The following is a 19,935-nucleotide window of genomic DNA, read 5'->3' on the forward strand; positions in this document are numbered from 1 at the left end:
ACGGTTTTTTGAATGATGAGTTTAGCATTGATTAATTCGCAGTATGTCGCAGATTTGTAACGAAGTGGCAGAAGAATGATTGCGGCTCAGAGGCGGCGAATTTATAATAAAAACCGGTTCTAATTTTTATAAAACAGTTACGACGAGGTGATAAATGGCAGGTGCAGATTTGGATAAACAGCCAGATTCTGTCTCTTCGGTATTGAAGGTTTTCGGCATCCTACAGGCGCTGGGTGAAGAGCGTGAAATTGGCATTACCGAACTGTCCCAGCGCGTCATGATGTCGAAAAGCACCGTTTATCGCTTTTTACAGACCATGAAATCACTGGGCTATGTGGCACAGGAAGGAGAGTCTGAGAAATACTCTCTCACCCTCAAGCTGTTCGAACTGGGCGCGCGCGCGCTGCAGAACGTCGACCTGGTGCGCAGCGCCGATATTCAGATGCGCGAACTTTCGCGACTGACGAAAGAGACCATCCATCTTGGGGCGCTGGATGAAGACAGTATCGTCTACATCCATAAAATTGACTCGATGTATAACCTGCGGATGTACTCGCGTATTGGCCGCCGCAACCCGCTGTACAGTACCGCGATTGGCAAGGTGCTGCTGGCATGGCGCGATCGCAGCGAAGTGGAGCAGATCCTCGACGGCGTGGAGTATAAGCGCAGCACCGAGCGGACCATTACCAGCACCGAGGAGTTGCTAAAAGTGCTGGATGGCGTTCGCGAGCAGGGCTATGGCGAGGATAATGAGGAACAGGAAGAGGGGCTGCGCTGCATTGGCGTGCCGGTGTTTGACCGTTTCGGCGTGGTCATCGCCGGGCTGAGCATCTCTTTCCCAACGCTACGTTTCTCTGAAGAACGCTTGCATGAATACGTGGCGATGCTCCATCAGGCGGCGCGTAAGATTTCTGAACAAATGGGATACAACGACTATCCGTTCTGAGGCGGCGGATACCGGGTTGGCGACCGCGGCGCTACGTCGCGATCGCCGGTTCGATGTTAGCCGTTATCAACCACGGTTGTGCTTTTACGCAGCAGAGGGCAACTGCTGACGCCGATCACTCCGCTGTCGGAATGAACATAAAGTGCGGTGCTGACTCCGCGGGCGGTGAGGTATTGGCACTTAAGACCCAGACCGCCGACGTTTTCCTCACTGTGGAATAACACCCCATAACCGCTCAATAATACGCCAATCCATAAGATAGCCACCAAGATAATAGTACGAATGATTAATCGCATTGATGCCTCATTATTTGTATGATCCCTGGCGTGATTTTGACACGAACACGTTTTGAAACAAGTCGATGATTCCTAAACTTACCTTTCGTAATACAGTTAGCCGCGGTTTAAGAAGGCCGTGCTATCCTGGCGACATTGCGTACTGATGCGGAGAGTGGAGTGAAAAAATTACGGTGGGTTTTACTGATAGTCATCATAGCAGGCTGCCTGTTGCTGTGGACTCAGATGCTTAACGTAATGTGCGACCAGGATGTTCAGTTTTTCAGCGGCATTTGCACTATTAATAAATTTATTCCGTGGTAAGACATTTTTCTGCCGACTGATTTCCTTCTGCGCCGCGGGTGGTAGAATGAACGCCTTCTCTTTGAGGTGGTGAAATGAGTGAGTTACTAAATCCTGGGATTTTAAATCTGGCATCGCTGGCTGTGTCCGTGGCGCTGCTGCTTGTCGGTCTGTTGTTATGGTTCTTCGTCAACCGCGCCAGTTCGCGGGCGAATGAGCAGATAGAGCTGCTGCAAGCGCTGCTGGATCAGCAAAAGCGGCAGAATGCGCTGTTACGTCGCCTGTGCGAAGCTAATGCGCCAGAGAAAGAGGATGTGGCTGAGCCGACCGTCGCCGGCAAGGCGAAAGGGGAGGATGAGTTTATCCGCCTGGTAGCTGAACGTTAAGGCGCCCGACAGGTGTGCATCATAAGATGCGCACCTGCATGATAGCGGGCGGTAATATCTTATTCTTATTCCATTATTCCTTTCTTAGTGCAATATCCTCTTTATTACACGCTGTAAATAAAGTCATTCTCGCCGCGTTTATTGTTGGGTAACGTGACACTGTCATCTTTTTTTCATTATTAAGGTGCAGAATTAGCACTATTTTTAGCGTGACGACTAACAGGTTTTATTATCACTACACTGGCACGGCTTAGCGATTTTTAGTCTGGAGTTATAACGAATTATGCGCATCAATATTCACCGTTGCCCACCAGACGCTTACATTACAGCAGTTCGTGTACGGACATACCTGGACGAAGCGAAGTTGTTGAGCTATGGTAAAAAAGTTGCAGTAATGAGGCAACGAATGGGCGATATTGGCTGATGCTGTAGCGCCTTGCCAGGGGCGGCAAAGACGCATAAATGTGCAGGCGATCAAATGATTACCTTATAATTTGTGCGAACGATCGAGACACGTTTAAAAATGGCTTGCCATTATTTACGTAGTGTGTGATAACACGTTTCGGGTTAAACGAGGTACAGTTCTGTTTATGTGTGGCATTTTCAGTAAAGAAGTCCTGAGTAAACACGTTGTCGTTGAATACCGCTTCTCTGCCGAACCTTAAATTAGTGCCTCATGCAGTTATGTGTCAGTTTTATCTAGGTAAACGCCAGCAGGCGAAGAAAACAGTCTAAGGAATTTTGCAAATGGCAAAGATTAAAGGTCAAGTTAAGTGGTTCAACGAGTCTAAAGGTTTTGGCTTCATTACTCCGGCTGATGGCAGCAAAGACGTGTTCGTACACTTCTCCGCTATCCAGGGTAACGGCTTCAAAACTCTGGCTGAAGGCCAGAACGTTGAGTTCGAAATTCAGGACGGCCAGAAAGGTCCGGCTGCAGTTAACGTAACTGCTATCTGATACAAGACCACTCTTCTTGTATAAAAGCCTCGCCTGCGCGGGGCTTTTGCATTTTTATTGCAAAGCATGTCATTTTTCCCCCTCCCGTCGCGTCTTGTTGCAAATACTCATCTTTATTAGCATTGTGTAGCAGTCTGTTTTGCTAATTTTCTGTTAAATCAGTTGGTTGCAAAACAATGCCGGAGCTATGGTGCTAAAGAAAAAAACGAAGTCCGCCGCCAGTTTCACCCCGATTCGCTTCGGGTTACTGTGTGTGGCCATTCTCGGTTGTCTGGGGCTGCTGCTGGTCCGCGTGGGCTGGCTACAAATTATCTCCCCCGATAACCTGGTAAAACAAGAAGATATGCGCTCCCTGCGCGAAGAACCCGTAGCGGTTGAGCGGGGGATGATCAGCGACCGGGAAGGACGGCCGCTGGCGGTGAGCGTTCCGGTCAGTGCTATCTGGATCGACCCGCAGACCACTATGGAGAAGGGCGGTGTGGGCTATGGGCCCCGCTGGCAGGCGATGGCCGAAGCGCTGCACCTCAACCTCGGAGAGCTGGCCCAGCGGGTACAGAGTCATCCCCACGCTCGCTTTCTCTATCTGGCGCGTCAGATCAATCCCGAGCAGGCAGAGTGGATTGATAAACTGCATCTGCCGGGCGTCTACCTGCGCGATGAATCGCGACGGTTCTACCCGGCGGGCCACGTGGCTGCCAATCTGCTGGGCTTTACCAATGTTGATAATCAGGGCATCGAAGGGGTGGAGAAAAGCTTTAACGCCCAGTTGACCGGTAAACCCGGGCGACGTCTGGTGCGTAAAGATAAACATGGTAATGTCATTGAGAACATTACCGAAGTGCCGCCGGTACCGGCGCATAATCTGCAGCTGAGTATTGATGAACGCCTGCAGACGGTGACGGAAGACGCCCTCGACAACGCCGTCCGCTGGAACAAAGCAGAGTCCGGGGCGGCGGTATTGATCAAAATTGATACCGGCGAGATCCTGGCGATGGCCAGCTATCCGGACTTCAATCCGAACAATCGCGATAGCGCGACGCTGGATGATTTTCGCAACCGGGCCATCAGCGACACCTTCGAGCCCGGGTCGACGGTCAAACCGCTGGTGATCATGACTGCGCTACAGCAGGGGATTGTCCAGCCAGACAGCGTGGTGGATACCCATCCGTTCGTCCTCGATGGCCATCGTATTCGCGATGTGGGCTATTATCCGGAGCTGAGCCTGACCGGGATCCTGCAGAAATCCAGCGATACCGGCGTGTCCCATCTCTCGCTCGCCATGCCGGTGCAGCATCTGATCGATACCTATAAAGCTTTCGGCTTTGGCGAACCGACGGGGCTGGGGTTGACCGGCGAAAGCGCCGGGCTGATGCCGCATCGCCGCTACTGGGGGCAACTGGATCGCGCCACCTTCGCCTTCGGCTATGGTTTGATGGTCACCCCGCTCCAGCTCGCCCACGTCTACGCCACCATCGGCGGCTTCGGCATTGCGCGACCACTGTCGATTACCCGCATCGATCCGCCGGTGATGGGCACGCGGGTGATGCCGGAGAGTATTGTGCATAGCGTGGAACATATGATGGAGAGCGTGGCGCTCCCGGGCGGGGGCGGTACCAAAGCGGCGGTACGCGACTACCGGGTGGCGGTAAAAACCGGCACGGCGAAGAAAATTGGCCCGGACGGCAAATATATCGATAAGTATGTGGCCTATACCGCCGGCGTGGCGCCCGCCAGTCGACCACAGTTCGCGCTGGTGGTGGTGATGAACGATCCGAGCAATGGTTCCTATTACGGCGGCGCTGTGTCCGCGCCGGTCTTCAGCCAGATCATGGGCGATGTCCTGCGGCTGGAGAACGTCATGCCGGACGGCATGCCGCAAGGGGCGGAGAATCTGATCGTAATGCACGATAGCCACCCACAGGGGCCGGCGCTGTAACAGTGGTCTGCAGGGGCGAATAGCGCTACACTTTCGCCCTTTCAGCAACACCGGAGCCGTCATGTCATACAGTTGCCCCCTTTGTCACGCGCCGCTCAGCCGTAGCGACAACCACTATTCCTGCCCGCAGCGGCACCAGTTCGATCTGGCGAAAGAGGGGTACGTCAATCTGCTACCGGTGCAGTTCAAGCGGTCGCGCGATCCCGGCGATAGCGCCGAAATGATGCAGGCCCGGCGGGCGTTCCTCGACGCCGGACATTATCAGCCGCTACGGGATGCTATCGCTGAGCGGCTGCGACATTACGCCCCTACGGATTTACTGGATATCGGCTGTGGCGAGGGGTATTACACCCACGCGTTTGCCGCCATCGCCAGCCGCAGCTGGGGGCTGGACGTGTCGAAGCCGGCGATCCGCGCGGCGGCAAAACGCTACCCGCAGGTGAATTTTTGCGTGGCCTCCAGCCAGCGCCTGCCATTTTCCGACGCTAGCTTCGACGCGGTGGTGCGCATTTACGCGCCCTGCAACGCCGAAGAGCTGGCGCGGGTGGTGCGTCCCGGTGGTTGGGTGATCACCGCCACGCCGGGTCCCCGTCACTTACTGGAGCTGAAAGGGCTTATTTACGATGAAGTTCGCCTGCATGAGCTGAAGACGGAAGCGATGCCGGGGTTCCGCCTGGAGGCTCAGCAGCAGCTGGCTTATCCGATGATCCTGACGGGAAGTGAAGCGCAGGCCCTGCTGCAGATGACGCCGTTCGCATGGCGGGCTAAAGCCGAAGTGCACGCCGCGCTGCGTCAGCAGCCGACCTTTGGTTGCCAGACCGATTTTATGATCCACTGCTGGCAGCGCGAAGCGTAAAGCTTAACCGGCGAAATGGCTCCAGAGGATTTCGCTGCCGATGCCAATCAGCACGATACCGCCGAGAATTTCGGCTCGTTTGCCAAGCAGCGGGCCGATAAAGCGACCGACCATCATCCCCAGCGTCGACATGATAAAGGTGGCGCAGCCGATCGCCAGCGCGGTGGTCACAATGCTGACCTGCAGGAAGGCCAGACCGACGCCGACGGCCATCGCGTCAAGGCTGGTGGCGAAGGCGGTGGTGACCAGAAGCCAGAAACCATGTCGGTGAGGCGCCTCGCACGCCTCGTCGCTGTCGCCGCGAAAACCTTCGACGATCATTCGCCCGCCGAGAAACACCAGTAAAATAAAGGCAATCCAGTGATTCCACTCGAGGATAAACTGGCTGGCCAGCATGCCAAGCCCCCAGCCGACCAGCGGTGTCAGGGTTTCAATGGCGCCAAAAATCAGCCCGGTGCGTACTGCCTCTGAAAATTTGGGTTTATGCAGGGTGGCGCCTTTGCCGATGGAGGCTGCGAAGGCGTCCATGGACATGCCGAAAGCGAGAAGAATGGTAGCGGATAAATTCATGTGCGTGTCCTGACCGGGGATAATCCATATGACACATCGCTGCCCCCAGTAAACATACGCGGAGCCGCTCAATGGCTGAGCAATACGTACAGCAGTGATGTATCTATGGTCTCGCCTGATTGAATCTCTTCAACCCGTACGTGCCACGTTTTGCAACGAGTATGTTGACACGTACATTTCCTGGCGGGCAGGAAATCGGCTACTCCCCAACGACGGGCGCAACCTTAACATATTTTTAGAATATAAAACAATAACAGAAGAGGGCTATTTTAATAACCAAATGATAACGATTTTCATTTAAATTTATAAGTGAAAAAATAGTTAATAAAAAAGATAAGGTTAGGCGGGAAATATAGCCGTGGCTATAATATTTCTCCGCTGCTAACGGGAATAATATAGCGCTGGCTATATTTTTAAGTCATTGAGTTGTAATGAGAAGTTTGTATATCTTCTCCAGATCGTCGATATTTCGTACGCGTATCAGCAGCCGCCGTTGCTCTAATTGCATCACCAGCACACCGTCCTCGGATAAATTCATCTCTTTAATCCGCTGATATTCTATCCACACGTTGGCGAAGAAAAAGCCGTGCGGTTTAAAAATGATTTTCGGCGTACGGATCCAGAATAAATAGAGCCCCATCAGCGCCAGCGCAGATAATAGCCAGGTGGTGATCGCCGTGCCGTGCTGGGTGATGTTGTTATAGATCAGAATGGCGGTGAGGCCGACAAAGATCATGCCGTCAACGCGACTGCGGCGAAGCAGGGGGATGGCCAGCAGTACCGGGCCGTTTCGCCTCGGCATAATAAACTGGTCATATATCGCGTAGGCCAGTAGCGCAAGGATAAACAGGATGATCACCAGGTCCGTGAAGGTCATTGCTTTGCGTTTCTCCTGATAAAAAAAAGCCGGGGGCAAGCCCCCGGCGTACAGCCTGGAAATTACAGACCCAGCAGGCCGACCGCGTAGCCGGCGATACCGATGACGAAGAAGCCAACGATGATCCACAGCGGGTTAACTTTCTTACGCAGCAGCCACATACAGGCGAAGGTCAACAGCAGCGGCACCAGACCCGGCATCAGCTGATCAAGGATAGTCTGCACCGTGGTGACGTGAACCTGTCCGTCAGAGCCGGTGATTTTTGACACCACCATCGGAATGTTCACATGCGTCCACTTGTTAACCAGCGCCCCCATGACAAACAGGCCGAGGATTGACGCCCCCTCAGTCAGTTTCTGCAGGAAGCCGCCGCCCATATCTTTAACGATATCCACGCCTTTGCGATAACCATAGGCGACGCCGTAGTAACGGGTCAGCAGACGCACCGCGTTGAACAGGATAAAGAACAGCAGAGGACCGAGCAGGCTACCGCTCATCGCGATCCCGGCGCCTAAGGCTGCAAACACCGGACGCACGGTACCCCAGAAGATCGGGTCGCCAACGCCGGCCAGCGGTCCCATCAGACCGACTTTGATGCCGTTGATAGCGCCATCGTCAATCTCTGCGCCATTGGCGCGCTGCTCTTCCATCGCCAGCGTTACGCCCAGTACCGGAGCGGCAACGTAAGGGTGGGTGTTGAAAAACTCAAGGTGACGCTTAATCGCCTGCTTACGCGCATCGTTGTTCTCCGGGTACAGACGACGAATCGCCGGAACCATAGAGAAGCAGAACCCCAGCGCCTGCATACGTTCGAAGTTCCATGAACCCTGGAACAGGTTAGAACGAATGAACACGCCACGAATATCACTCTGTGTGAGTTTTTTCTCGGTGGTATTTTTAGTCATATCAACCATTTCGCTCACCTGTTAGTCCAGTTCGTTATCGAGATCGTTGTTACCAGCCGCCTGAGCCGGCGCACCGGCGACGCGGTTATATTTCGGGCTCAGCTGGATGTAGAGGATTGCCATGACCGCACCAATCACACCCAGGGCCACCAGGTTGAAGTTGGTGAAGGCGGCGGTGACGAAGCCGAGGTAGAAGAACGGCATCAGATAGCCTGCGCGCATCATGTTGATGACCATTGCATAACCGACAACCACGATCATACCGCCGGCGATGTTCAGACCGCTGGTGACCACTTCCGGGATAGCATTCAGCAGGCCCTGAACTTCGCTGGTGCCGACGGAAATCGCCACGATAACGGCCGGGATAGCGATACGCATCGCCTGCAGGAACAGGGACGAGACGTGCAGCCACGACAGGGCGGTCAGGTTGCCATTCTCCGCCGCTTTATCCGCCGCGTGCTGGAAGGCCACGGTGATGGTGCGCACGATGATGGTCAGCACCTGGCCTGCCGCCGCCAGCGGGATAGCCAGCGCGATACCGGCGCCGATGCTCTGATGGCCGGCAATAACCAGGACGGTGGAAATAATGGACGCCAGCGCGGCATCAGGGGCTACCGCCGCACCGATGTTCATCCAGCCCAGGGCTATCATCTCCAGCGTACCGCCGATGATAATACCGGTTTTCATATCGCCGAGAACGGCGCCGATCAGCGTACAGGCGATCAGAGGACGGTGGAACTGAAATTCATCAAGTACCGACTCCATACCCGCAATACACGCGACGATGAACACCAGCACAATCTGAAGAAGGGTAATCTCCATTGTACTTCTCCTGTTGATTAAGTCTTAAAGTGAAAACTGGGGCGCGATCCGCCGGGTTATTTATCAACCTTAGCGATCAGATCCATCATTTTCAGTTTCGGGTCGGTGGACACTTTACGTGCCTCCAGCTCGATACCGCGGGCGTTCAGCTTTTTAAACGCCTCAATATCTTTGGCATCGACTGAAATCGCGTTGTTAACCTGGGTTTTACCCTGGCGGAACGCCATACCGCCGATGTTGACGCTGGTGATTTTCACGCCGCCCTCGACGATACGTTCAACGTCGGTCGGGTTAGTAAACAGCAGCATAACGCGCTGTCCGGCATACTTGGGGTTGTTGTAGACGCGGATCATTTTGGCCACATCCACCACGTGAGCGGTGACGCCCGGCGGCGCAACCTGGGTCAGCAGAGTTTTACGCACGGTATCCGCGGCCACTTCATCACTGACAACGATGATGCGGGTAACGTTGGTCTCTTTGGTCCAGCGGGTGGCGACCTGACCATGGATCAGACGGTCGTCTATACGCGCAAGGCCAATTACCATGTAGTCGTTCGGGCCCATGGGTTTGGCCGGTGCGGCGGCTTTTGGCGCTGCGGCAGGCGCGGGCGCAGGGGCCGCTTTTTCCACCGGTTTGGCTTTAAGCGCTTTCACGCCTTCGCTGCCGGTTTCAACCGCTAAGGCGACCAGTTCATCAAAGGAAGGATCGTCGTCGCGGGCCATGAAGGTTTCCACCAGCATCGGGATATTGACGCCGGCGATAACTTCGTAATGCTCTTTATCGACGACAATGCGGCTCGCAGCGTTGAAAGGGCTGCCTCCCCATGTATCGACGAGAAATAGCACGCCTTTACTGGTATCCAGTTTTGCCAACTGGGCGTTGTATTTCTCGATCAACGTTTCGGCATTTTCACCCGGAACGAAATCGATCCAGCCAACGTTTTCCTGCTCGCCCAACAGCATTTCTGCTGTTTTCAGCAGCTGTTCTGCAGCCCAACCATGTGTGCCTATTACAATAGCAATCGTCACTTGCTACCTCCTTTATTATCGTGAATGCATCATCTGCTTTGATACATCCTGAATCACTCTTGAGGACAAAATCGATTCAGTTAGGGTGTAAGATAGAAAATAGTTACTACCGCGAATTATTTTAGACAGTGAAAAAATAATTAATGTGATGAAGATCCGTTAATCACGTATCGTCTGCGAATAATTTTGCAGCGCAAAAAATAGCCTTAGTTATTGCAAATTCAGGTAAATTATTTCCAATTTCGATCTATATTTTGCTATGTTTAACTTCCGTTTAATTACTCAGGAGTATAGGGCATAGCCCGCAGTATGGACCGTCATCGACGTCTTTTCACTTTCTGGCATCTGATTGCCACCTCTACGTATCCCGCATTTCTTTCAGCACCTGGTGTCGCGCCCCTGCATGGCATGGCGATGACTGACCTTGCCGCAAACCGGAGTCGTACATGGAATTGTTAATGGATCCCTCAATCTGGGCCGGCCTGTTGACGCTTATCGTTCTGGAAATTGTGCTCGGTATCGACAACCTGGTGTTTATTGCCATCCTGGCGGACAAACTGCCGCCGAAGCAGCGCGATAAAGCGCGTCTGATCGGCCTGTCACTGGCGCTGGTGATGCGCCTGGGGCTGCTGTCGGTCATCTCCTGGATGGTGACGCTGACGAAACCACTGATTACCATCGCCGATTTCTCCTTTTCCGGGCGCGATCTCATCATGCTGCTCGGCGGGATCTTCTTATTGTTTAAGGCGACAACCGAGCTGCATGAACGGCTGGAAAACCGCCAGCACGATGCCGGTCACGGTAAAGGCTATGCCAGTTTCTGGGTAGTAGTATTGCAGATAGTGGTGCTGGATGCCGTCTTCTCCCTGGACGCCGTGATCACGGCGGTCGGGATGGTTAACCATCTGCCGGTGATGATGGCGGCGGTGGTGATCGCGATGATCTTGATGCTGCTGGCCTCCAAGCCGTTGACGCGCTTTGTCAACCAGCACCCGACGGTGGTCGTGCTCTGTCTGAGCTTCCTGTTGATGATTGGCCTGAGCCTGGTGGCGGAAGGGTTTGGCTTCCATATTCCGAAAGGGTATCTGTACGCGGCGATCGGTTTCTCGATCATTATCGAGTTCTTTAACCAGGTGGCGCGCCGTAACTTTGTTCGCCACCAGTCGACGCTGCCGCTGCGCGCTCGGACCGCGGATGCCATCCTGCGCCTGATGGGCGGCCGCAAACAGGCCTCCGTCAGCCATGACGCGGACAGTCCAGCCGCGGTGCCCGTTCCTGAGGGCGCCTTTGCGGAAGAAGAGCGCTACATGATTAACGGCGTGCTGACCCTGGCCCAGCGCTCCCTGCGCAGCATCATGACCCCGCGCGGAGAAATCAGCTGGGTCGACGCTGAGCAGAGTGAAGATGAAATTCGTCGTCAACTGCTGTCGTCGCCGCACAGCCTCTTCCCGGTCTGCCGCGGAGAGCTGGATGAAATCATTGGTATCGTGCGGGCGAAAGAGATGCTGGTGGCCCTGGAGTCGGGGGAAAACGTCGCGGCGCTGGCTTCTGCCTCCCCGGCAATTGTCGTTCCGGAAACGCTGGACCCGATCAATCTGCTCGGGGTCCTGCGTCGGGCGCGCGGCAGCTTCGTCATCGTAACTAATGAATTTGGCGTGGTGCAGGGGCTGGTCACGCCGCTGGACGTCCTTGAAGCCATCGCCGGTGAATTCCCGGACGCTGATGAGACGCCAGAGATTGTCATCGATGGCGATGGCTGGCTTATTAAGGGGTCGACCGACCTGCATGCGCTGCAGCAGGCGCTGGGGCTGGATCCACTGATCAATGACGATGAGGATATTGCCACCGTTGCCGGGCTGGTGATCTCCGCCAATGGTCATATCCCGCGCATTGGCGACGTCGTGTCGCTTCCGCCGCTGCATTTTACCGTAGTGGAAGCGAATGATTACCGGGTCGATCTGGTGCGCGCGGTGGTCACTCGTCCGCCGAGCGACGAAGAAGAGTAATCGCCAGGCTCGCCGGCCGCTGCGGCCGGCGAGTTATTCTGTCGTCTCGCTCTCACTCTCACTCTCACTCTCCTCCCTGCTGGCCAGCCACGCCGGGAACGCCTCCACCGGCATCGGCCGCGCATAATAAAACCCCTGCAGCACATCGACGCCGTGGCTACGCAGGTAGTTTTCCTGCTCCAGCGTCTCCACCCCTTCGGCAACGGTAACAATATGCAGGCGGTTGGCGAGGGCGATAATAATATCTGTCACCGTCGCGTTCACGCTATCTATGCCGACCGAGCTGGTGAACGAGCGGTCGATCTTCAAAACATCCGGGCGCAGCTTTTCCAGCCATGAGAGCGAAGTATTGCCGGTACCAAAATCATCGATCGCCAGCTGTACGCCCTTAAAGTGCAGATGTTCGGCCATATGCTGGTCGCCATCCTGCAGGACATCGCGTTCGGTTAGCTCGACCACCAGCTGCTGCACCGGATCCACGCTGAACCAGTAATTGTGCAGGTCGCGCAGCAGGAGTCCGTTAGCGAAATGGCGCGCGGCGACATTGATCGCGATGTGAAAATGGCGGTCGCGAGGAAAAGCGTCCAGGCGGCGAGCGGTTTCGGCAATCACATAGCGGGTGAGAGGGATGATCAGATTATTGCCTTCGGCGATGGGGATAAATACCTCCGGCGAAATCGTCCCACGGCGGGGATTATTCCAGCGCAGCAGGATCTCCACCCCGCAGCAGCGGCCGCTGCGCGCATCCTGCAGCGGCTGGCACCAGAGGGCAAACTCCCGGGCCGAAATGCCAAGGCTTATTTCCCGCGAGAAACTCATTCTGCCGGCGGTGGCCAGCCAGGCGATGCCGGTCATTAGCAGGCTAAAAATCAGCGCCAGCGGCAGCTCGCCGGGCAGCTCCTCAAGCGCAATCGCCGAGGCGCCAGGGCCGTTAATATTGACAGTAAACGGAAACTCCGTAGAGCGCTGGCGATAAATCACCGTGCCCTGCGGGACATGCGCTTTTTCGAGAAGCCCATGGCGGCTGCTAAAATAACGATCGCCAACCTGCAGGCTGACGTCGCTGATCAGGGCCGATTTTTCATTAAGAATTAAGGTTCCCAGCAGCTCAATATTCACCACCAGCATCACGCCGTCCAGGCCGCTCTCCGCGGCTGGATACCATTGGATCAGTACCGGCGAGCCTTTGAGCAAGGAGCTGTCGTTCGAGAAGAGCAGCAGAGGGCGGGGCGCAGGAAGCGCGGGCTGCAGGCGATGTAAGTCTGCCTGTCGCGGGCCAAAAATACTGGAACAGTAAACGATACCTGACGTGACGAGGGCGACGGAACGAATGGTTTGCAACGAGGCCGCCATTTTGCGCAGCGTCAGATGGATATCAGGGCAGGGTTTGCCCACCAGAGGGAGCAGGGTGGCTCGCTGTGCGCTTAGCGGGCGCAAGATGTCATTGAGCGCCGCCACCCGTTGGCTGGCGGCCGTGCGAATATAATCTTCATTTACGCTGCGCTGCGAAATAAATCGGATGGCTAATGTGGCGCCCAGGGTCGCCAGGGCTACCAGCAGGCAGACAATAATGCGTTTGTGACGATAGGCCGTAATGACTTTTTGTGCAGTCTGCATGTGCGACACCCTGTCGACAGGACGAGTGGTTAAGCGTGGCTTATTTTATAGAGCAAGTGTAGTGGCAGAATATCGCCAGGTATAGAAAAAAGAAAATGCGCCGTTGAAGGCGCATCAGGGAGATTTCAGTCACCAGGGTTAACCCCCTGCGCGCTTTGCAGGCGCAGAGGGGCACGAAAAGTTTAGTCACACTGAACTTTAATCGCCAGGCCGCCGCGCGAGGTTTCGCGGTACTTGGCGTTCATGTCTTTACCGGTTTCATACATGGTCTCGATCACCTTATCGAGCGAGACGCGCGGTTCGCTGGTGCGGCGCATCGCCATTCGCGCGGCGTTGATCGCCTTGACGGAGGCGATGGCGTTACGTTCAATGCATGGCACCTGCACCTGACCGGCGACCGGATCACAGGTCAGGCCGAGGTTGTGTTCCATGCCGATCTCCGCTGCCACGCAAACCTGTTCCGGGCTGGCGCCGAGCAGTTCAGCCAGGCCCGCCGCCGCCATCGAGCAGGCGACGCCCACCTCGCCCTGACAGCCGACTTCCGCGCCGGAAATGGACGCATTCATCTTATACAGCGCGCCGATCGCCCCGCAGGCCATAAAGTAGCGAATATAGATCTCCGGGCTGACGGACTCGATAAAGTGATCGTAATAGGCGAGTACCGCCGGAACGATGCCGCAGGCGCCGTTGGTCGGCGCGGTTACCACGCGACCGCCTGCGGCGTTCTCTTCATTGACCGCCAGCGCGAACATATTGACCCAGTCAACAACGTTCATTGGATCGCTGGAGAGCTTATCGCTGGCCACCAGCAGACGACGCAGCGCCGAGGCGCGACGCGGTACGCGCAGCGGGCCAGGCAGCACGCCCTCGGTGTTCATCCCGCGGTCGATACAGGCGCGCATGGTCTGCCAGACGTTGGCGAAATAATCCTCGATCTCTTTTTTGCTGTGCAGAGCCAGCTCGTTCTGCATCACCATCCCGGAGAGCGACAGGCCAGTCTCTTTGCAGTAGGCCAGCATTTCCTGCGCCGATTTAAATGGGTAGGGCACCTGCAGTTCGTTGGCGTTTTCCTTGCCGAAGTGCTCTTCGTCGACAATAAAGCCGCCGCCGATCGAGTAGTAGGTCTTGCAGTAGATCTCTTTCTCGCCGGCCCAGGCGTGAATGGTCATGCCGTTTTCGTGCAGCGGCAGGTTGTCGCTGCGAAAACGCATGCCGTCATCCGCCGGGAAGTCGACCTCGTGCTGGCCGTTGGCCAGCAGCAGACGACCGCGCGCTTCGACGTCACGGATAAAAGCCGGGATCGCGTCAATATCGACCGTATCGGGCTGATTGCCCGCCAGTCCCATGATAATGGCGATGTCCGTATGGTGGCCTTTGCCGGTTAATGACAGTGAACCGTAGACGTCAACCGCCACACGAGTCACTGCATTAAGCAATCCTTTTTCGACCAGGTCATCGACGAACTGTTTTCCGGCCTTCATCGGGCCAACAGTGTGGGAAGATGAGGGACCAATCCCCACCTTGAACATGTCGAATAGACTAATCACGATAATACTCCTGACAGGGTTACCGCGGGTGCGGTAACGATGTAATAACTGCGCATAGTGTAAGAGGGAAGCGCCCTGTCAGTTCAACTATTCACATGAATTAAACTAATGGCTAACCGCGATTTTACTAATAATGAGAGCGCCCTCTCATTATCAGTATAGCTAAGGACGTGCGCCAATTTGCAGCGCCAGCTCGCGAATGATCCCGGCGGTCATTCCCCAGACAAAATAATGCTGGTACCAGGAGAGCCAGACGCGGTGGTCGTTGCCCCGGCGGTGGATATCGAGTGGATGGTAGCGCCCAAGGCGCAGGGCTTCGGCGAGCGGCATTTCAAATACCGCGGAGACTTCGTCCTGGCTGGCGTGGTAGTGCAGATCCGGGGGAATAATGCCCACCACCGGCGTCACCTGAAAGCCGGTGACGCTGTCCACCGGCGGCAGGACGCCGATCACCTCGACCGCCTCCGGCGGGATCGCCACCTCTTCCTGAGCTTCGCGCAGGGCGGCGGCGATAAGCGTCGCGTCGGTATTATCTACTGCGCCGCCGGGAAAGGCGACCTGGCCGGCGTGCTTGCGCAGCAGCGGCGAACGCTGGGTCAGCAGCAGGCCGGGCTGCGGCCGGCGCACGATCGGCACCAGCACCGCCGCCTGCCGCTGATTGAGCGCATGGCGCGAAGGCTGCGGGCGCAGAAGCTGAAAGCGGGACAGAAAATCATCCAGATTAAGGGCGCGATCCGCCATGGTCTAGTTCTCCAGTTGCTGCAGGATACGATTAACTTTATCAAAAGTTTCCTGATATTCCGCCGCTTCCTCGCTATCCGCCACAATTCCGCCGCCGGCGGAGCAGTACAGCTGTCCCTGCCATGCCGTCAGGGTGCGAATGGTGATGCTGGTATCCATATTGCCGCAATAGCTCAGGTAGCCAATGCTCCCACACCAGGCGTTGCGTCGTTGGGGCTCCAGTTCATCGATAATCTCCATCGCCCGCACTTTCGGCGCGCCGGTGATCGAGCCGCCGGGAAAGGCGGCGCGCAGCAGGTCGCTGGCGTGCAGCGTCATTGGCAGGCGGGCGGTGATGGTGCTGACCAGATGATGGACCGCCGGGAACGGCTCCACCACGAACAGCTCGGGGACCCGGACGCTGCCCGGGACGGCGACGCGGCCGATGTCGTTGCGCATCAGGTCGACAATCATTAAATTCTCGGCGCGATCTTTCGGCGAATTCGCCAGCTTCTCAGCCTGCTGCGCATCTGCCAGCGGCGAATCGAGCCGCGGCAGGGTGCCTTTTATCGGCCGCGTCTGGATCTCCCCCTGGCGCAGCTGGATAAAGCGCTCCGGCGACAGGCTTAAAATCGCCCCTTCATCGAGGCGAATAAAGGCGCTAAAGGGGGCGCGGTTGACGGCGTTCAGCTGGCGGAAGGCCTGCCATTCATCACCGACGTAGCTGGCCTGAAAACGCTGGGCGAGGTTGACCTGATAGCAGTCGCCGCTGTGCAGATAGGCCTGTACCTGGCGAAATTTTTCGCCGTACTGCTGGCGGCTCATATTTGACTGCCAGGCAGAGGTCAGGGCGAAGGTTTCACCCGGCGTCGGCGTTTGCGCCTCCAGCCACTGTAGACGCTGCTGCGGGTCGTCATAGCTGAGCAGCGATATCTGTTGGCGCTGGTGGTCGACGATAAGCGCCCAGTCATAGATCCCCACCGCCATATCCGCCAGCGCGATATCGGCCTGCGCGTGCGAAGGGAGACGCTCAAAGCGACGGCCCAGGTCGTAACCGAATAATCCCAGCGCGCCGCCGAGAAACGGCAGATCGTCATGGGGTTGCGGCGTGAACGGCTGACGATCCAACTGCTGCTGCAGGAGCTGCAGCGGATCTTCCGCTGAGACAACAACGGTTTCGCCGTCGTCGACCCACGTCTGTTCATCGCGCGTCAGTAGCGTGGCGCGCGGGGCAGCCACCAGAATATCAAAGCGGTTATGCGGATGGTCGGCAAAGCCGGAATGCAGCAGCATCGCCCAGGGCAGGGCGCTTAACGGCGCAAAATAGTGTTCGGCCGCATCCGGGCGCCAGGGCAGGGTAATAATCGCGGGGGACAACATCTTTCTCGATCCTGAACGTTGCCGCCCCTCTGGCGTAGTTGGGGACGGCGTGAAATAATTACGCCCCACAATGTAGCAGGAGTAAAAGATGTTTGCAGGTTTACCTTCGCTGAGCCACGAGCAACAGCAAAAAGCGGTCGAACGTATCCATGAGCTAATGGCTCAGGGGATAAGCAGCGGCCAGGCGATTGCCCTGGTGGCGGAAGAGCTGCGCGCAACGCATACCGGCGAGCAGATCGTTGCGCGCTTTGAAGATGAGGATGAGGACGAGTAATTACACCGCGGCGATAATTTTGATCTCAACTTTATACTGCGGGTTCATCAGCGTCGCTTCCACCGTGCAGCGCACCGGGGCGTGACCAGCCACCACCCACGCGTCCCAGGCTTTATTCATCGCCGCAAAGTCGCTTTTATCGGCGAGGAAGATGGTGGCGTCAAGAATACGCGACTTGTCGCTGCCCTGTTTTTCCAGCACCGCGTCAATCTGCGCCAGGGTATTGGCGGTCTGCTCGAAAGCGTCGGCATCGAGATTTGCCGGCACGCCGGTGTAGTACAGGGTCTGGTTGTGGATCACCACGTCTGACCAACGGGCTTCGGCATCAATACGCGTAATTGTCATTGCTTTTCCTCTTTAAGCATTCCATTCGGCTGCGGCAAGACTGCCATAATGTGCCGCTCGCGTCACTACCCGGACTGGCGAAACGCCGTCCTCCCTGACATAATCACTGTCCAAATAACCAGGGGGCAATGTGATCGACGATTTTGCAGCAGACGGCCAGCTAGCCAAAGCCATACCGGGATTTAAACCGCGCGAGCCGCAGCGCCAGATGGCGGTGGCGGTCAGCGAAGCGATTGAGGCCTCCCGGCCGCTGGTGGTGGAAGCGGGGACCGGAACCGGTAAAACCTACGCTTACCTGGCGCCTGCGCTGCGGGCGAAAAAAAAGGTGATTATCTCCACCGGCTCGAAAGCGCTGCAGGATCAGCTTTACAGCCGCGATCTGCCCACCGTCGCCAAAGCGCTCAAATTCACCGGGAAACTGGCGCTGCTCAAAGGGCGCTCCAACTACCTGTGTCTCGAACGTCTTGAGCAGCAGGCGCTGGCGGGCGGCGATCTGCCGGTGCAAACCCTCAGCGATGTGATCCTCCTGCGCTCCTGGTCGAATCAAACCCAGGATGGCGATATCAGCACCTGCGCCAGCGTCGCGGAAGACTCTCAGGCCTGGCCGCTGGTCACCAGCACCAACGATAACTGTCTCGGTAGCGACTGCCCACTGTATAAAGATTGCTTCGTGGTGAAGGCGCGTAAAAAAGCGATGGACGCCGACGTGGTGGTGGTCAACCATCACCTGTTTCTGGCCGATATGGTGGTCAAAGAGAGCGGCTTTGCCGAGCTGATCCCCGAGGCGGAAGTGATGATCTTCGATGAAGCCCATCAGCTGCCGGATATCGCCAGTCAGTACTTTGGCCAGTCGCTCTCCAGCCGCCAGCTGCTGGACCTGGCGAAAGACATCACCATTGCCTACCGCACCGAACTGAAAGACACTCAGCAGCTGCAAAAATGCGCCGACCGCCTGGCGCAAAGCGCGCAGGATTTCCGCCTGCAGCTGGGAGACCCGGGCTACCGCGGCAATCTGCGCGAGCTGCTGGCGGACAGCCACATTCAGCGAGCGCTGCTGCTGCTCGATGACGCGCTCGAGCTATGCTATGACGTCGCCAAACTTTCGCTGGGTCGCTCGGCGCTGCTCGACGCCGCTTTTGAGCGCGCCACCCTCTATCGCGGGCGCCTGAAGCGGTTGAAAGAGATCAACCAGCCGGGCTACAGCTACTGGTATGAGTGTACCTCGCGCCACTTTACTCTCGCGCTGACGCCGCTGACCGTGGCCGAGAAGTTTAAAGAGGTGATGGCGCAGAAGTCGGGGAGCTGGATCTTTACCTCGGCGACGCTGTCGGTGAACGACGATCTGCATCACTTTACCGCCCGGCTGGGGATCGACGAGGCGCAGACTCTACTGCTGCCGAGTCCCTTTGACTATCAGCACCAGGCGCTGCTCTGCGTGCCGCGCAACCTACCCCTGCCGAACCAGCCCGGCGCGGCGCGACACCTGGCGGCGATGCTCAAGCCGCTGATCGAGGCCAACGATGGTCGCTGCTTTATGTTGTGCACCTCGCACGCCATGATGCGCGATCTGGCTGAGCAGTTCCGCGCCACCATGACGCTACCGGTGCTGCTGCAGGGCGAGACCAGCAAAGGCCAGCTGCTGCAGCAGTTCGTCAGCGCCGGCAACGCGCTGCTGGTGGCTACCAGCAGCTTCTGGGAGGGAGTCGATGTGCGCGGCGACGCGCTGTCGCTGGTGATTATCGATAAGCTACCGTTCACCTCGCCGGACGATCCGCTGCTAAAAGCGCGGATGGAAGATTGCCGGCTGCGCGGCGGCGATCCCTTCGATGAAGTGCAGCTCCCGGATGCGGTGATCACCCTCAAGCAGGGGGTGGGTCGCCTGATCCGCGATATCGACGACCGCGGGGTGCTGGTGATCTGCGACAACCGGCTGGTGATGCGCCCCTACGGCGCGGTGTTCCTGGCCAGTCTGCCGCCGGCGCCGCGAACCCGCGATATCCGTCGGGCGGTGCGCTTTCTCGCCGTACCGCCGGCAAGGTAATCCGCACTAAAATGTGTTAAGCTGCGCGCCATTTTGTTAATTAGCGGTTCCCAATAGACTTCGGGCGGCATGGCGGCGGGTTGGCCGTTTGCCGGAAATCAGGCTGCCTGAAGGCCTGAACTATGTAACGAGAGCGTGACCACC

General features: G+C 56.7%; 20 protein-coding genes and 1 pseudogene. 10 read left to right on the forward strand and 11 right to left on the reverse strand.

The features are described from left to right. The first annotated feature begins 154 nt into the window (after positions 1-154). Positions 155-946, forward strand: coding sequence for a DNA-binding transcriptional regulator KdgR (gene kdgR, locus KB892_RS08370; protein ID WP_002911378.1), 792 nt, complete (start codon positions 155-157; stop codon positions 944-946). Between the two features lie 56 nt (positions 947-1,002). On the opposite strand, the gene KB892_RS08375 is transcribed toward kdgR, so the two are convergent. Then, the gene (locus KB892_RS08375) at positions 1,003-1,242 is read right to left on the reverse strand and encodes a YobH family protein (RefSeq protein WP_004145533.1); all 240 of its coding nucleotides are present in this window, start codon (positions 1,240-1,242) and stop codon (positions 1,003-1,005) included. Positions 1,243-1,401: 159 nt separating this feature from the next. Here KB892_RS08375 and mgrB point away from each other — a divergent pair, with 159 nt between their 5' ends. The 6 genes and pseudogenes from mgrB (at position 1,402) to rlmA (ending at position 5,659) form a co-directional block, all read left to right on the forward strand. Then, positions 1,402-1,545, forward strand: a complete 144-nt coding sequence (gene mgrB, locus KB892_RS08380) for a PhoP/PhoQ regulatory lipoprotein MgrB (protein ID WP_002911375.1) — start codon at positions 1,402-1,404, stop codon at positions 1,543-1,545. A 74-nt stretch (positions 1,546-1,619) separates the two neighbouring features. Then, complete coding sequence (locus tag KB892_RS08385) at positions 1,620-1,910, forward strand: YebO family protein (protein WP_002911374.1); 291 nt, start codon at positions 1,620-1,622, stop codon at positions 1,908-1,910. A 590-nt stretch (positions 1,911-2,500) separates the two neighbouring features. Beyond that, a pseudogene (locus KB892_RS08390) lies at positions 2,501-2,572 on the forward strand (DUF2627 domain-containing protein); the annotation flags it as partial. A gap of 85 nt (positions 2,573-2,657) precedes the next feature. Beyond that, on the forward strand, positions 2,658-2,867 hold the full coding sequence (cspE, locus tag KB892_RS08395) for a transcription antiterminator/RNA stability regulator CspE (protein WP_001062678.1): 210 nt from the start codon (positions 2,658-2,660) through the stop codon (positions 2,865-2,867). 187 nt (positions 2,868-3,054) lie between these two features. Next, the gene (ftsI, locus tag KB892_RS08400; protein ID WP_002910924.1) at positions 3,055-4,803 is read left to right on the forward strand and encodes a peptidoglycan glycosyltransferase FtsI; all 1,749 of its coding nucleotides are present in this window, start codon (positions 3,055-3,057) and stop codon (positions 4,801-4,803) included. Between the two features lie 61 nt (positions 4,804-4,864). After that, positions 4,865-5,659, forward strand: a complete 795-nt coding sequence (gene rlmA, locus KB892_RS08405) for a 23S rRNA (guanine(745)-N(1))-methyltransferase (RefSeq protein ID WP_002910922.1) — start codon at positions 4,865-4,867, stop codon at positions 5,657-5,659. A gap of 3 nt (positions 5,660-5,662) precedes the next feature. Here the strand turns inward: rlmA and mntP are convergent, their stop codons facing one another. The 5 genes from mntP to manX all read right to left on the reverse strand — a co-directional run bounded on the left by mntP (position 5,663) and on the right by manX (position 9,861). After that, positions 5,663-6,229, reverse strand: coding sequence for a manganese efflux pump MntP (gene mntP, locus KB892_RS08410; RefSeq protein ID WP_002910921.1), 567 nt, complete (start codon positions 6,227-6,229; stop codon positions 5,663-5,665). A 418-nt stretch (positions 6,230-6,647) separates the two neighbouring features. Further along, entirely contained in the window at positions 6,648-7,106 is a 459-nt protein-coding gene (locus KB892_RS08415) for a DUF986 family protein (RefSeq protein WP_020801810.1), read from the reverse strand. A 62-nt stretch (positions 7,107-7,168) separates the two neighbouring features. Continuing rightward, entirely contained in the window at positions 7,169-8,020 is an 852-nt protein-coding gene (locus tag KB892_RS08420; protein ID WP_004145526.1) for a PTS mannose transporter subunit IID, read from the reverse strand. Positions 8,021-8,032: 12 nt separating this feature from the next. Then, positions 8,033-8,833 carry a PTS mannose/fructose/sorbose transporter subunit IIC gene (locus KB892_RS08425; protein ID WP_002910918.1) on the reverse strand — a complete coding sequence of 267 codons (801 nt, stop codon included), beginning with the start codon at positions 8,831-8,833 and terminating at the stop codon, positions 8,033-8,035. Positions 8,834-8,889: 56 nt separating this feature from the next. Further along, positions 8,890-9,861 carry a PTS mannose transporter subunit IIAB gene (manX, locus tag KB892_RS08430; RefSeq protein WP_002910917.1) on the reverse strand — a complete coding sequence of 324 codons (972 nt, stop codon included), beginning with the start codon at positions 9,859-9,861 and terminating at the stop codon, positions 8,890-8,892. Between the two features lie 446 nt (positions 9,862-10,307). Here manX and yoaE point away from each other — a divergent pair, with 446 nt between their 5' ends. After that, positions 10,308-11,867, forward strand: coding sequence for a CNNM family cation transport protein YoaE (gene yoaE / locus KB892_RS08435; protein WP_004145524.1), 1,560 nt, complete (start codon positions 10,308-10,310; stop codon positions 11,865-11,867). A gap of 33 nt (positions 11,868-11,900) precedes the next feature. On the opposite strand, the gene KB892_RS08440 is transcribed toward yoaE, so the two are convergent. From KB892_RS08440 to pabB, 4 genes are all read right to left on the reverse strand, one after another. Continuing rightward, the gene (locus tag KB892_RS08440; RefSeq protein WP_004189287.1) at positions 11,901-13,484 is read right to left on the reverse strand and encodes an EAL domain-containing protein; all 1,584 of its coding nucleotides are present in this window, start codon (positions 13,482-13,484) and stop codon (positions 11,901-11,903) included. A 182-nt stretch (positions 13,485-13,666) separates the two neighbouring features. Next, a complete protein-coding gene (gene sdaA / locus KB892_RS08445; protein ID WP_004151445.1) occupies positions 13,667-15,031 on the reverse strand; it encodes an L-serine ammonia-lyase in 1,365 nt (454 codons plus the stop codon). Positions 15,032-15,193: 162 nt separating this feature from the next. Continuing rightward, on the reverse strand, positions 15,194-15,772 hold the full coding sequence (locus KB892_RS08450) for a CoA pyrophosphatase (protein ID WP_004180429.1): 579 nt from the start codon (positions 15,770-15,772) through the stop codon (positions 15,194-15,196). A gap of 3 nt (positions 15,773-15,775) precedes the next feature. Next, positions 15,776-17,131 carry an aminodeoxychorismate synthase component 1 gene (gene pabB, locus KB892_RS08455; protein WP_004189289.1) on the reverse strand — a complete coding sequence of 452 codons (1,356 nt, stop codon included), beginning with the start codon at positions 17,129-17,131 and terminating at the stop codon, positions 15,776-15,778. Positions 17,132-17,219: 88 nt separating this feature from the next. Between pabB and KB892_RS08460 the strand changes: the two genes are divergently transcribed. Beyond that, the gene (locus tag KB892_RS08460; protein ID WP_004145519.1) at positions 17,220-17,405 is read left to right on the forward strand and encodes a YoaH family protein; all 186 of its coding nucleotides are present in this window, start codon (positions 17,220-17,222) and stop codon (positions 17,403-17,405) included. Here KB892_RS08460 and KB892_RS08465 read toward each other — a convergent pair whose 3' ends face one another. Continuing rightward, on the reverse strand, positions 17,406-17,750 hold the full coding sequence (locus KB892_RS08465; RefSeq protein ID WP_002910910.1) for a RidA family protein: 345 nt from the start codon (positions 17,748-17,750) through the stop codon (positions 17,406-17,408). Positions 17,751-17,880: 130 nt separating this feature from the next. On the opposite strand from KB892_RS08465, the gene KB892_RS08470 reads away from it, so the two are divergent. Next, on the forward strand, positions 17,881-19,791 hold the full coding sequence (locus tag KB892_RS08470; protein ID WP_004175456.1) for an ATP-dependent DNA helicase: 1,911 nt from the start codon (positions 17,881-17,883) through the stop codon (positions 19,789-19,791). Positions 19,792-19,935: the final 144 nt, after the last annotated feature.

The organism is Klebsiella sp. P1927, assembly GCF_018204675.1.
GTDB classification, from domain to species: Bacteria; Pseudomonadota; Gammaproteobacteria; order Enterobacterales; family Enterobacteriaceae; genus Klebsiella; species Klebsiella pneumoniae.